Origin of the sequence: Methanohalophilus halophilus, from assembly GCF_001889405.1 — an archaeon.
Taxonomy (GTDB): domain Archaea; phylum Halobacteriota; class Methanosarcinia; order Methanosarcinales; family Methanosarcinaceae; genus Methanohalophilus; species Methanohalophilus halophilus.
Window position 1 is genome coordinate 508990 of record NZ_CP017921.1, and the last position, 13730, is coordinate 522719.

15 protein-coding genes and 1 pseudogene are annotated in these 13730 nt (G+C 45.5%); 3 read left to right on the forward strand and 13 right to left on the reverse strand.

Features of this window, described 5'->3' with window-relative positions:
- Window positions 1-19 precede the first annotated feature (19 nt).
- From BHR79_RS02605 to BHR79_RS10920, 9 genes and pseudogenes are all read right to left on the reverse strand, one after another.
- Window positions 20-1054, reverse strand: coding sequence for a 50S ribosomal protein L10 (locus BHR79_RS02605; protein WP_072359582.1), 1035 nt, complete (start codon window positions 1052-1054; stop codon window positions 20-22).
- Window positions 1054-1695, reverse strand: a complete 642-nt coding sequence (locus BHR79_RS02610) for a 50S ribosomal protein L1 (RefSeq protein ID WP_072560886.1) — start codon at window positions 1693-1695, stop codon at window positions 1054-1056. Before BHR79_RS02610 ends, BHR79_RS02605 begins: the two co-directional genes overlap by 1 nt.
- A 126-nt stretch (window positions 1696-1821) precedes the next feature.
- On the reverse strand, window positions 1822-2310 hold the full coding sequence (locus tag BHR79_RS02615; protein WP_072560888.1) for a 50S ribosomal protein L11: 489 nt from the start codon (window positions 2308-2310) through the stop codon (window positions 1822-1824).
- Between the two features lie 48 nt (window positions 2311-2358).
- Window positions 2359-2817, reverse strand: a complete 459-nt coding sequence (locus BHR79_RS02620) for a transcription elongation factor Spt5 (RefSeq protein WP_072560890.1) — start codon at window positions 2815-2817, stop codon at window positions 2359-2361.
- Between the two features lie 4 nt (window positions 2818-2821).
- Window positions 2822-3019: a protein translocase SEC61 complex subunit gamma gene (locus BHR79_RS02625; protein WP_370448644.1), complete on the reverse strand. Its 198-nt coding sequence runs from the start codon at window positions 3017-3019 to the stop codon at window positions 2822-2824.
- Between the two features lie 163 nt (window positions 3020-3182).
- Complete coding sequence (ftsZ, locus tag BHR79_RS02630) at window positions 3183-4286, reverse strand: cell division protein FtsZ (RefSeq protein WP_072358587.1); 1104 nt, start codon at window positions 4284-4286, stop codon at window positions 3183-3185.
- A gap of 38 nt (window positions 4287-4324) precedes the next feature.
- A complete protein-coding gene (locus tag BHR79_RS02635) occupies window positions 4325-5734 on the reverse strand; it encodes a D-aminoacyl-tRNA deacylase (protein ID WP_083433001.1) in 1410 nt (469 codons plus the stop codon).
- 44 nt (window positions 5735-5778) lie between these two features.
- Window positions 5779-6279 (reverse strand): annotated as a pseudogene (locus BHR79_RS10915) (RsmD family RNA methyltransferase); the annotation flags it as partial.
- Between the two features lie 15 nt (window positions 6280-6294).
- Window positions 6295-6600, reverse strand: a complete 306-nt coding sequence (locus tag BHR79_RS10920; RefSeq protein ID WP_083433003.1) for a class I SAM-dependent methyltransferase family protein — start codon at window positions 6598-6600, stop codon at window positions 6295-6297.
- Window positions 6601-6679: 79 nt separating this feature from the next.
- On the opposite strand from BHR79_RS10920, the gene BHR79_RS02645 reads away from it, so the two are divergent.
- The gene (locus BHR79_RS02645; RefSeq protein ID WP_072560894.1) at window positions 6680-6970 is read left to right on the forward strand and encodes a DUF427 domain-containing protein; all 291 of its coding nucleotides are present in this window, start codon (window positions 6680-6682) and stop codon (window positions 6968-6970) included.
- A gap of 46 nt (window positions 6971-7016) precedes the next feature.
- Here BHR79_RS02645 and BHR79_RS02650 read toward each other — a convergent pair whose 3' ends face one another.
- Together BHR79_RS02650 and BHR79_RS10635 are read right to left on the reverse strand one after the other, a co-directional pair.
- Window positions 7017-8384 (reverse strand): aldehyde dehydrogenase family protein, encoded by a 1368-nt coding sequence (locus tag BHR79_RS02650; RefSeq protein ID WP_072560897.1) that lies wholly within the window; start codon window positions 8382-8384, stop codon window positions 7017-7019.
- Window positions 8385-8427: 43 nt separating this feature from the next.
- The gene (locus BHR79_RS10635) at window positions 8428-8598 is read right to left on the reverse strand and encodes a hypothetical protein (protein ID WP_169818157.1); all 171 of its coding nucleotides are present in this window, start codon (window positions 8596-8598) and stop codon (window positions 8428-8430) included.
- A gap of 118 nt (window positions 8599-8716) precedes the next feature.
- Between BHR79_RS10635 and BHR79_RS02655 the strand changes: the two genes are divergently transcribed.
- Entirely contained in the window at window positions 8717-9643 is a 927-nt protein-coding gene (locus BHR79_RS02655; protein WP_072560899.1) for a ribose 1,5-bisphosphate isomerase, read from the forward strand.
- Window position 9644: 1 nt separating this feature from the next.
- On the opposite strand, the gene BHR79_RS02660 is transcribed toward BHR79_RS02655, so the two are convergent.
- Together BHR79_RS02660 and sppA are read right to left on the reverse strand one after the other, a co-directional pair.
- Window positions 9645-10382, reverse strand: a complete 738-nt coding sequence (locus tag BHR79_RS02660) for a SagB/ThcOx family dehydrogenase (protein WP_072560901.1) — start codon at window positions 10380-10382, stop codon at window positions 9645-9647.
- Between the two features lie 11 nt (window positions 10383-10393).
- Complete coding sequence (sppA, locus tag BHR79_RS02665; RefSeq protein ID WP_072560903.1) at window positions 10394-11524, reverse strand: signal peptide peptidase SppA; 1131 nt, start codon at window positions 11522-11524, stop codon at window positions 10394-10396.
- A gap of 159 nt (window positions 11525-11683) precedes the next feature.
- Here sppA and metG point away from each other — a divergent pair, with 159 nt between their 5' ends.
- The gene (gene metG, locus BHR79_RS02670) at window positions 11684-13726 is read left to right on the forward strand and encodes a methionine--tRNA ligase (protein WP_072560905.1); all 2043 of its coding nucleotides are present in this window, start codon (window positions 11684-11686) and stop codon (window positions 13724-13726) included.
- Window positions 13727-13730: the final 4 nt, after the last annotated feature.

The window sequence follows — 13730 nt, forward strand, 5'->3', positions numbered from 1 at the left end:
CTGTAATTAATCTTAAATCTCATCCGAAAAGTGCTCCAAGACCGGCCATTCCGCCCTCTTCTGCATCCTCTTCTTCCTCTTCTACTTCTTCCTCAGCTGCTTCTTCAGCAGGCTGTTCCTCAACTGTTGCAGCTGCACTTTGTGCTGCTGCACCCAGAACAGATTTGAGATCCTCGTCCACTGCATCTTCATTGTTTGCAGATACAGCAGATGCGAGTGAAATCATCTGGGAATGTGCTTTTCCAAGCAGGGAATCCATGATCTCTGGTTCCAGTACTGTTGCATTGATACCAAGGTTCATTGCTTCGGAAGATGCCTTGGAGATCAAAGTGCTGATCGTAGCGGTTGTTGGATATGCTACATTGACTGCCAGATTGAAAGCCTGTCTGGACGCTGCGGCAATATCGGAGAAGTATTTATCATTGTCAATTGCCAGTACATCGGGAGTAAAGATAGAACCATCTTCGAAAACTGCATGAAGGTCAAGTCCCACTTCTATAGGGAATATCTCAAGCCTTGCAAGCATTGAAGCAAGGTTCTGGGATACTACATTACCTTCTTCTGTAACAACCTTGTTTTCGCTGACTACAACTTTACCGCCATCGATAGATGCCGGGATACCAGCACTCTGGAGATCTCCGAGAATGGGGCCCGGCGGGAAACTGGTTGGACCTTTTTCCACCTTAATATCCTGGGGAGCAATTGCACCTGCCTTTATTGGTGAAGGTGTCTTGCTCTGCTCAAGCAACTTATAGAGTTTGAAAGGATTCTCATTGGTGAAAATTAGTGCACACTGTTGATTAAGATAATCAATCATTTCAGAACAATCTTTAGAGGAGCCTTCCAGTGCCCTGTTGACAAGAGTGTTCCTGGATACTTTGAGGACTGCCACATCTTTCAGTTCACGTCTCATAGCCTGGAGTTGTTTGGCCGGGATACCTCCCACACCTACAATACCAAACAATGGATATTTTTCTATGAGAGCCTTTATATCCTCTATTTCCTGTTTTTTCCATTGAGGGATATGTTCACTGTGGTGAAGCTCTTCTTCCATCATACCACCCTCAAAGATTTGCCCATTGTGGTTGTAACATATATGGACTTGAGATTCTGTTTTCCTTTATCAAGTACAGACTCAACCCTGTTCACAATGCTTTCAATGTTCTCTGCAATTCTTTCTGCATCCATATCCCTTCTTCCCACTGCAACATGGAAAGTGAGTTTATCCTTGGAACGAATGCGAATAGAATTCTTAGAGGATTTTATCATGTCCGCCACGTTTTTATCTGGCGTAAGTGGGACAGGCATCTTACCTCTGGGACCGAGAATTGCACCAAGGGTTTTACCGATAAGTGGCATGTACTGCACTTCGGCAATGAAGAAGTCACATTCATTAGCAATGGCACGTGCGCGACTTTTGTCATCTGCGAGGTCATTAATATCTTCCTCGGTGAAAACATAGTCACAGCCCGCTTCCTTTGCCTGAAGGCCTACTTCACCCTTTGCAAAAACAGCGATCTTAAGGTCCTTGCCAAGGCCATTGGGGAGATAAATTTCTTCATCCACACGATATTTGGGCTGGCTCATGTCAAGGTTTTTTAAATTGATGGCAAGATCCACACTTTCCGCAAAATTGCGCTGTGGGGATTCCTCAAATAACCTTTCGACTGTGTTTAATATAGATTCTTCTACCATACTGTACCTCCCGTAGTGATCATCAGCCGCAAAGGCCTCCTACGGAACGATTTATTGTCATCTATACGGGCTCACCAATATAGGACAATTATTTTTAAACCTATCGGTCAAATGAAAAGCATGGGGTTACCATGCTTCAGAGGCAAGTGCCTCATCAAATTTACCTTCATCAACTGCCTTTTGGCAATCCCGGGGATCCATTCCTTCACCGGTAACTCCCATTGGCACACATGTACCTAGAACTTCCTTGATGCCTGCTTTCATTTCATAGGAAAGAAGGTCGTCCTTTTTCATACGGGCTATCTTGGCAAGCTGGGTGATATTGAGATTTCCTACAATTTCACTGCTACCTTCTTCACCTGCGCCTTTGCCTATACCGGCTTCCTGGAGGACAAGAGCGGCTGTTGGAGGAGTACCTACTTCGATCTCCACACTTTTATCATCGCCCACAATGACCTTTACAGGAACCTGCATTCCATTGTAATCACTGGTCTTTTCATTTATAGTGTCAACAACTTCCTTTATGTTCACACCCAATGGTCCGAGCGCCGGACCCAGTGGAGGACCCGGGTTTGCTTTACCGCCGGCAACCAATGCTTCAACAACACTTGACATTAATCATCACCTTTTAATTTTGATTGAAATAATTATTTTTAATTGGCTTTACTCCTCTTCTTTGCGGAGTATTCTCACTGTATCCCCACGAATAGTGATGGGGATAGGTACCACAGCATCGAAAAGCTCGACAGTGATTTCTTCATGTCCTTCATCAACACGCTTGACACGTGCTTTTTCTCCCTTGAAAGGACCTGAAGTAACCTCTATGATCGCGCCTTCCGTGATTCCTGTAACCGTCGGTTTGGGAGTCAGGAAATGCATGATTTCTTCCATGCTCGATTGACCCTTCACAACAGCCCTTGCATGTGGAACTGTCTGAATAGCCTGTTCGACCTCACCTGAATTGGAAGATTCCACAAGTACATAACCCTTAAGCTCATCCGGTGCAAGAAGAGCCCTTATATCCAGATTCTCCTTTTTAGCCACTTTGGCCAGCATTCCGGCAACTGAGCGTTCCTGATTTGCAGTCGTCTTAATCACGAATATAGAGCTATCTTCACTCATAGAGTTACACCCATGTCGGCAATTCGGTCAGCAATATATAGACCACAAAGCCAACAAAGCCGATTGCTACAATCCCTGCACCTGCAACCTTTGAGATCATGAGGAACTCTTCCCGGGCAGGCTTTCTGGAAAGTTTCAGCACCCTGTAATAGGACTTCAGGATCTGGCTGACACTGCGATTGTTCATTGCTGATTTTAATATGTTCTCTGCCAAAATATCCACAACCGATAAACGTTGAATAATTGGTATGGAAGTAGTTAGAGTAAAATTATGCTATAAAACTATAGCGCCACTCACATAACCTTATATGTAAAATACCTTTCGACTGGAGGAATATGATATCCAAAATAGAAAATGCAGGAAATCATCCCACAAAGTCTATTCCATATCTCCTTGTAACGTTCTTTGCTCCGCCCGGTCCATATATTTGCGGTGATTTGACACCTGTCACAACTATCATTGTGCGCACTGTGTGTTCCAGATCCGGATCGACCTGTGCACCCCATATGAGTCTTGCGCCGGGGTCTATCCTGCTATAGACTTCCTGAACTACTCCTTCTGCTTCTGAAACAGTCATATCCTGACCACCGACAACATTGACAAGTGCAGATGTTGCACCGGAGATATCCACGTCAAGAAGTGGACTGCGTAATGCTTTCTGTACGGATTCACTGGCCTTACTGTCACCATCAGCCTCACCCAGACCGATCATGGCAACTCCACCATTCTGCATTACGGTACGTACATCGGCAAAGTCAAGGTTAACAAGACCGGGTTTGGTTATCAGTTCGGTAATTCCTTTTACAGCCCTCATCAACACTTCATCCGATACCTTGAACGCTGCCTGCAAAGGCAAACGAGGCACTACTTCCAGAAGTTTGTCATTGGGTACTACAATTACAGTATCCGCAACATCCCTGAGTCTCTCCAGTCCTGCTTCAGCATTGGTACGGCGCACCTCTCCCTCTACTGCAAAAGGCAGAGTTACAACAGCAATGGTAAGAGCACCTGCATCCCTGGCAGCCTCTGCTACCACGGCTGCGGAACCGGTTCCGGTACCTCCACCAAGCCCTGCTGTGATGAATACCATGTCGGTACCTTCGACCACTTCAGTGAGTTCATCAATACTTTCAAGTGCAGCATCCTCTCCAATTTGAGGAAGACTGCCGGCACCCAGACCTCGGGTCTTTTTCTTGCCGATCAGGATTTTATTATCACAACTAACATTCAGAAGGTGTTGAGCATCAGTATTGAGGGCTACAAGTTGTGCTCCCTTAATTCCCTCATTCGTCATCCTCTGGACGCTGTTCGAACCTCCTCCGCCACATCCAATAACTTTAATATTGGTATGCATACCTTTCAAAACTGCTTCGATCTCCGCATTGACATCCTTCGGTCCCGATGCTTCGGCACTTACTTGTCTTTCTTCTGCTGAGCGAGCTAATGCCTCTTCAACAATGGATTTCATACTCAATTTCCTCCACGAGCACAAAGATAATCATGAATTCAACGAATCATATTTTTCAGGACAAGATCTTTTGTAATTGTCTCATGAACCATATCCGGATGGATAATATTTCCATCAACCTCAACAGGAATTCCCCTGGCAAGTTTACCAAACAGAGGTCCTCCGGGGACGCCTATACTCTCCGCTTTTATCGGATTGAACTTCCGGAATGTAAGATACAATAGATTGTCCTCTCTAATATACTCAATTTCATAATGTTCTTTTAGTATTTTAATGCATTCATCTATAATCTGAGTCTGCAAGTCTTCTGCATCTTTCTTTTCGAATAACAGGAAAGAACCCCTATAAGTCCCGTTGTCCCTCTGCAGATATACAAGCGGATATCCCTGCAGCATATCCAGGAAACGGTCCGGATTACTCTTCCAGGTATAGTGGACCAGTCTCTCATCTATGACCAACTCAACTGGATCCGGGACAACATCAGGTGAAGAATTTTCCAGCTCTTTCCTGAGAACATCTGTAAATAACGGTGGTGTTGTGGGTTCTATGCCTCTGGACCGTACCAGGATATTCTTGAAAATATCCCAGGGGACATTTCCAATCTGCTGAATGTCACTCTCCCTCAAAACCAGCAGGTCATTTTTCCGGGCAAGATCATGCAGATACTCTTGGTCAGAAGATGAAAGGGCCTTCCTGTCCATATAAACAAAATCCGCCCCCGACTTATCCACTGCCCGACTAAAAAGGGATTCATCAACAAATTCCAGCTGGTAGGAAGGAATATTATGGCCAAAGGTCACATTATTGTTAAGAACAATCTCTGATTGCCGGGCTGCATAATGCCCACCCCCAAATCCCAGAGCTATTGGCAACTTCCGGGTATCGAAGGTAAGTATGGATCTGGCAAGTACATCTGCGGCCCCTTTATCATCCCACTGCGCGGGACCACTGCCAATCTCTGCATAAATGGAAGGAATTTGCAAGTCTGTAGGGCCATGATGTGTGGATTCCATAGACACATCATAATCCATACCTGCAGAAAAGGACTGCAGCTGCATCAGTAAAGGTTTCAGGGCAGAGGAATAAGCAATTGAAAGCTTTCCGGGATAGCCACCGAATTTTGCCTCCGAAGGATTGCCTGTAAAATGGGCGGTAAGAAGTTTACGGCCATCATCACTTTTATGTTTGGAAGCAAAAATGAAACATGAAGGAATGAATCCAAGATGGCCCAGTTTGTCGTCCAGGCCATCCTGAAAGATATGATGGATGGAAACTTCCACAAGCAGGAACTTTCCGGATTCATATACATTGGCAATATCCTCATAAATAGGCTCAATGGATTGCTTTTCCCATTCATCCATTTCCAGAATATGGGACATTATATTCATACTCGCAGCATCCACACTGGAGCATACAATCGTTGGTTTTGGAGTTGACATTTGTGACATGATAACAGACCGATTTTAATTTACTTTGATACCATCCTTATACCTTACCTTTTTACTAAACATTTCTTTTTCAGGTCAAACACCCATCTGCTGACACCACATGCTACATTGCCGCACCGTCGCACACCAATTATTTCGTAACCTGCATCCTGAAAGAACTGTTTTGATTTTTCCATATCCTCTGCTACCTGAAAAGTGTAGAAATGCATCATGCCTCCTTCTTTCAAAAGGGGGGAGAGTAAAGAAAAGAAATGGTCCTGCCCATAGGGAGTAGGAACTATGAACCTGTCAAACTTCATATCAAGAATAACCGGAATATCCGTTGCATCTGCATTTATGGGGTGGATGCTTCCCCTGAAATGATTCAACTGTATATTCTCGGCCAGCCAGTGACATGCATGCCGGTTCTTTTCGACACAAAAAACACGTACATCCCCTATAGCAGCAGGGATTGCAAACGGCCCCACACCACAGAAAGGAACCAGTACATCTTCCCCGGGAAGAACAAGGGATGTTACCCTGTGCCTTTCATAACCCAGCCGGGGATTAAAAAATACTTCCTAAAGATCCAAACGATAGCGGTGTTTGAATTCCCCGTGTGTAGTTACAGTACTGTCACCCAGCAAAATCTCAAAATCTGAAACACGATGATCGCCTTTGACCCGACTTACTTTATTAAGAACAGTCTGGATACTACTCCTCATGGATACAATTTTTGTTGCAATCATTTCAGAATAATTCCGCAGAGCAGGAGGAATACTGACAATTGCAATGTCACCGACAACATCGAATCGGTTAGGGACATATTCAATCAATTCTGCAGGCAGTTCCTTTTCCACGAGGTCTTTGAGACTGGTTTTACTCATGTTTTCACTTGTTGCTATTACACAATGATTACATATTTAAATCAATTAATCCAATATTGCCAGGAGGAGTGGATTTAATATGCCAGTTGCAAAATATAAAGGAGTCGTACTTGCAGATAGTAATGCTACCGAAAGAGTGGAAGGAAATCATTATTTCCCACCAGAATCGGCCAATATGGAATATTTCAGAGACAGCGATACAGTAACTGTCTGCCCCTGGAAAGGCAGAGCCAGTTATTATGATATCGTTCTTGAAAATAGCACACTGAAGGATGGTGCGTGGTATTATCCGCAACCAAAACCTGCAGCATCAAACATTAAAGGGTACCTGGCATTTGATACACGGGGTGGAGTGGAAATTACCGACTGATTCAAACACTTGCATCCCTGATCATTAAATTTTGACCTTAGATTGTTTAAAAGGATTTCAGGGACCGGACGTGCATGAATTCATAGAAGCCAAAGTCAGACAGCTCCCTGCCTACCCCGCTTTGCTTCATACCTCCAAAGGGCATGCATGCTTCCGGTTTGAAGAAACCGTTAATCCCTACAACTCCTGCCTGAATCCTTTTTCCGATTTGAAGCAGATGCTCTGAATCACCACCCCAGATACTCGCACCCAGTCCATAGGGAGTGGCGTTTGCAACCTTTATTGCTTCAGCTTCATCTTTCACGGAGACCAAGGGAGCAACGGGGCCGAACGTTTCCTGACGCATTACATCCATATTATCAGTTATTCCGGAAAGCACAACCGGAGAATAGAAAAATCCTGCACCTTCAACCCACCCGCCGTCAAGTTCAACCTTTGCACCTTTTTCAATGGAATCTGCCACCTGGGAACCCAATCTGTGCATTTCTTCTGCCCGTACAAGAGGACCAATGTCTGTGTCCTCTTCCAGCGGATCACCAACTTTCATACTACGTGTTTGATCAATGAAGTGTCTTTTAAATTCCTCCATTAATGGCTCTTCCACGATAAAACGCTTGGCAGCAATACAGGTTTGACCGGTATTGATAAATCTCGCAGCAACAGCCGCCTTTGCAGCTCTTTGTACGTCAGCTCCTTCAAGGACAACGAAAGGATCACTTCCTCCAAGTTCGAGCACGTATTTCTTCAGGGATGAAGCTGCCTCCACAGCCACCCGGCGCCCGGCTTCAGTTCCTCCCGTAAAGGACACAGCGGCAATTTCGTCAGATGAGATTAGGGAAGAAGCTGTCTTGCCATCAATCAGAAGAGTTTGAAATACACCTCCCGGCAATCCGGCCTGCTGCATTATTTCTTCGATTTTCAGGGCACATGCCGGTACACTGGATGAATGTTTGAGCAGGATGGTATTGCCACCAGCCAGGATATGGGAAGCCGCACTGAGCACCTGCCAGAAGGGAAAATTCCAGGGTTTTATGCACAGAACCGGACCCATCGGTTCAAAGAATACACTGGAATAGGTCGCATCGGTATCTTCCACACGTGGCTCCATAAGGGAAGGTGTCCTGTCAGCATAGTAATCAAATGTCAGGGCACATTTTTCGATCTCACCCAACGACTGTTTGATGGGTTTTCCCATCTCCCGGGTGATCAGTTCTGCACACTCCTGCTTGCGCTGGCGCAACACTTTCCCAACTTGCCGCAGATAATCACACCGCACATCGACATTAAGGAATTTCCAATCCAGAAATGCCTGATATGAGTTTTCAAGGATGTCCCTGACATCTTCCGACTTATGTATCGAAAAAGATTCCACCAGCTCCCCGGTTGATGGATTGATTGATTCCATGGATGACATGCAGGAAAGTATGTATTTGCAATATAAGGAATTTTGCCAGCCTTTAGTCCTTCCCGCTATTTATGTCACAATACCGTCTGCTAGCTTCCGAACCCAGACTGCGCCGGTAATCCGATCGTATCTGCTTTCTGGAAGTCCTGATCATCAATTCTTCCACTTCTTCATCAGAAAGGCATTCTTCGGCATCTTTGTTGTGATTTGGTACATCGGACATGATTGTTTGGATTTGGTCCTGTGAAATATTATAGTTTTTGGGGGACCCCAAAGAAAATATTAAAACTATATCCGGATTACAATACCTATAAATCCTTCCACAACACATCCAAATAGCTATGCAGCAGTTACTCGACACGGCTGAAAAGATAAGGACAATGGAGATTCGCGGGGCAGGCAGGATTGCCGCTGCAGCTGCCCGGGCATTGCGGGATTATGTGGAAATGCTGGAAACCTCGTCCTTTGAAGAATTTGTAGCAAAAGTAGAAAAAGCCAAATCCATTCTTATTGAAACCCGACCCACAGCTGTCTCCCTGCCCAATGCGGTAATGCTGGCGGGCAGTTATGATGCAGAAACTGTGGAAGAAGCGCGTAGCCAGATCCTGGATAACGCCACAGAATTTATCCGAAATGCCGACACAGCCCTTGATAACATAGGGGAGATCGGTGCAAAACGCCTCCGTGACGGGGATACCGTCATGACCCACTGTAATTCCCACGCAGCTCTTGCAATTATAAAAACCGCACACAAGCAGGGCAAGAGAATAAAAGTTTATGCAACCGAGTCCCGCCCTCGCAGACAGGGGTTCATCACAATAAAAGAACTCAGTGACGCCGGAATTGACACAACCCTGATTGTAGACTCCGCAGTGCGATATACAATGAAAAATGTGGACACTGTCATAGTGGGTGCAGATTCAATAACCGTAAATGGTGCTCTTGTCAACAAGATCGGGACATCCCAGCTGGCCCTGGCAGCCCACGAAGCCCGTGTCAATTTCATATCCGCAGCCGAGACCTACAAATTCAGCCCTTCTACCCTTTTTGGCGACCTGGTGGAAATCGAAGAACGTGACCCTGAAGAAGTTATTCCCAGCGATAAACTTGGTGATATACCAGGTGTAAAAATAAGCAACCCTGCATTTGATGTCACACCATCAGAATACATTGACCTGATCGTGACCGAAGCGGGAGCATTCCCCCCACAGATGGCTTATGTGATAATAAAAGAACATCTGGGCTGGGAACTTAAAAAAATGGGATAAATCAATCCCGTTTTCCCACAGCCGCCAGGTACACCACGAAATGTTTGTCCCCGTCAAGGCCAAGCAGGGAATTCAGTTCATCATCCTTAAAAGCTGCAACAGCACAAACACCGCAATTTACCGCCTGTGATGCAAGATAGAGATTCTGACAGACGTGTCCGGCATCCAGATGCAAATAACGATAACCCCGCTCACCATATCGCCAGGCCATTCTTTCAGAAACAGCAACCCATATGAAAACAGCCCCACAGTTACGCACGAAAGGTTGATCCAGACAGGCATGGGCCACCTTTGCCATAATACCCTCGTCCTGTTGTTCTTCAACAATCGAATGTTCCAGTGCCAGGTAGCGGTACAAACCCTGCTCCAGGCCTTCCACATTGCCAATCGAAAGATAGGTTTCAAAGGAATGTCTTGCACCTGCTGAAGGAACGGTACGGAAAGTGGCCACATCATCCATTACTTTTTTTACTCCCTGCGTAGCCCAAAGCAACCAGGCAAGATCCTGCAGGGAGAGGGAAGAATCCGTAAAATTCCTGACACTGCGGCGGGCTTCAATCGCCCTTTTGAGATCAACCGGATCCATTTCCAAACCGCCAATGTCTGGAAGGGATATCAGAGACTTGTCTGCACCTGGTGCTATTTCGAGGGGCGGAGGGGAATGACCAAGCATCTGAGGGGACGGGTCCAATTCACCAAATTTGGTTGCATCAATGAAACGTTTGCCTGCTCCTGTCATCCAATACACCTTCAATATGCAAGTTTGCCAAAGGGAGATTTCTCATAGTAACTCACAAAATTCTCAACCATGTTATCATTCTGTACTTCCGAGCCAAATAACAGGTTTGTAATTGAGGGTTTATTCACATAGTAGATAGAGGGTTCTCCTTCAATTCCACCCATAACAGCAGCCCTATCGATAGCATCATACAAATTGCCGTACTCATCGATAAGCCCGATATGTTTGGCAGAGACACCCGTGTAGATACGTCCATCTGCTATATCCTTCACTTCACTGACCGTCATATTGCGCCCCTGGGCCACATCCTGTACGAAAAGATTGTAATTTTCCATGATAACACGATCAGCATATTCTTTTTCTTCATCGGTAAGCCCGCGCCATGTTCCGCCCATATCCTTGAACTCACCTGATTTAGCAACATGGAAATCGATGCCTTCTTCCTCGTAATAAGCAGACATGTTACGGAAGGTCCAGATTACACCTATACTGCCTGTCATTGTATTTCGATTTGCAACTATCAGATCAGTACTGGAAGACACGTGATAGGCAGCACTGGCAGCCACATCTCCCATGGAAGTCACAACCGGCACACCTGCCTGTTGGGCTTTTCTTATTTCAGTATTGATCTCTTCGGATGCAGAACCCGAACCACCACCACTGTTGACCCTCAACACAATGGCTTTTACACTATTATCATCAACCGCCTTCCGGATACTTGCAGAAATATCCTCGGAAGTGGCATATCCGAATCCTGAAGGGACACTGCCAGTTAACATTGTACCCTGGATATAGATTACAGCCACCCTGTCATTGCTGGAATAAAAATCTCCTCCGGCTGAATAATAGATTATTGCAAAACTCGAACCGATTATAAAAAGCAGGACCACAATTAAGGCGGCATATTTGCCAAAATTACTTTTTTTTTCAGGCGGTGTAGGGGAAACATCCATCCGGCCTTTGCCGGGTTCATCGGGAGGAGACAAAGGGGGTGATCCGGATACGGGCTGTTCCTGCAAAGGCTCTTCATACGGCTCGTCTTCTAATTCCGTATAAAGTGATTTATCACTACCTGCAAGAAACTGCTCTCTGCCCGATAAATTTTCACCCTCATCATTATTGGTGGGATCGTTTTCGTTCATTATATTCCTCTATATAAAGGCAATTATCCCTCTGAATATTCAAATACCTTCTGACACACCTACCGTATTAAGACAAGGAGCGAAATGTATTTTATAATTGTATCCCATCCATTGCAAACACATTATTACCATTAATACTGATACAAACGGAGAAATACCATGTCACGCTTTTCACCCGATAAACCCATACTTGTGACCTGTGGATTACCCTATGCCAACGGAATGGCCCACATCGGTCACTTAAGGACCTATATCCCTGCAGATATATTCGTACGCTCATTAAAAAAAATGGGGCATGAAGTTACTTTTGTTTGTGGTTCGGATACCCACGGCACCCCCATAGTATTCAATGCAGAGGAGCAGAATACTACCCCCCAGGCCCTGATTAAGAAATACCATACCCATTTTGATGAGACATTCAAGTCCATGGGAATCGAATTCGATGCCTTCGGTACAACCGATGACCCAACAAACCATAATCGTACTCATGATATAGTAAATCGTTTGATCGAAAACGATTATGTGTACCCCAAAACTATAGAGATTGCATATTGTGCCGGATGTAATCGATTCCTGCCCGACAGGTATGTGGAAGGAGAATGTCCACACTGCGCAGAAAGTGCCCGGGGTGATGAATGTGACCAGGGATGTGGAAAACACCTGGAACCCGGAGAACTCAAAAATCCCGTCTGTACCATCTGTGGCGGGGTTGCAGAGTACAAGGAACAGGAGCACTTCTTCTTCAAATTATCCCAGTTCAATGACTATTTGCTTGAATACCTTGACAAACTTGACGGTACATCCAATGCCCGCAACTATGCCCTGGGATGGGTAAAACAGGGACTTGATGACTGGTGTATTACCCGCAATCTCGAATGGGGAGTTAAATTCCCCGGTCGTGATGACTTGGTCGTCTATGTGTGGGTGGATGCACCCATAGGTTATATCGCCTTCACGGAGGAATGGGCAAATGCAACCGGTGACAGCTGGGAAAAATACTGGAAGGATGATGGTGAAATCGTACATTTCATCGGTGGAGACATAATCTACCATCACTGTATATTCCTGCCTGCTATGCTCAAAGGTGCTGACTATTCACCAGCCTCATCTGTGGTAGCATCAGGTATGGTGAAGATAGAGAACAAAACCTTCTCAAAAAGCCGTGGTTATGTTGTATGGGTCGGTGATGACTACATGGAACAGGGTTTCCACCAGGACCTGTTGCGTTATTACCTGGCAAGTTACACATCCCATACCAAAGAACTCAATTTCTCCTGGAAAGTATTCCAGGAAAAGACCAATACCGAACTTGTAGGAGTCTTCGGCAATTTCCTCTACCGCACATTACTCTTTGCCTACAAGAACTTCAAGGCCATTCCTGAAGGAAAACTGGATGATGAAGTCATGGAAACCATCCAGAATACCATTGATGAAGCAAGTGAGGCAATGGAAAAATACGAGTTCAAGAAATATGCAGACAGCGTGATGACCCTTGCGTCCTATGGAAATATCTATTTCCAGTCCAGGGAACCCTGGAACCTGATAAAGGAAGACAAAGAAGAGTGTGGCCGCGTACTCAAGAACTGCATGCAAATCGGCAAAGCCCTTACCCTGCTTTATGAGCCCCTGATTCCTGAAAGGGCCGAAAATGCCTGGAAACAGCTCGGTATGGAAAGCGATGTACACACAGCACTCTACAGCCAGGGTACCGTGCCTGTTGAATCGGGCACACCCCTTAACAAACCCTCTATCCTCTTCAAGAAAATAGAGGATGAAACCATAGAAAAGATGGAAGCCATTGCATCACAGCGGGTCAAAGAAGCCAACGAAAAACAAAACCGCAAAAAAGGAGAACAAGTAATGACAGATAGCGAAGAAATCACCTTCGAAGATTTCGGAAAACTCGATATGCGTGTCGGCACCGTTGTCGAAGCTGAAAAGGTCGAAAAGGCCGACAAATTACTCCGGCTGGAAGTTGACATAGGGGAAGAAACGCCACGCCAGATAGTTGCCGGAATTGCCCTGACCCATAGTCCCGAAGAAGTAAAGGGCAGACAGGTAATCGTACTGGCCAATCTCAAACCTGCCAAACTCTGCGGTGTCAAATCTTTCGGCATGGTGCTTGCAGGGGTAGATGAAGACGGCGGTGCAATTCTGCTTGCACCGGAAAAAGAAGCAAAGAATGGAACCCAGATTGGCTGATGGA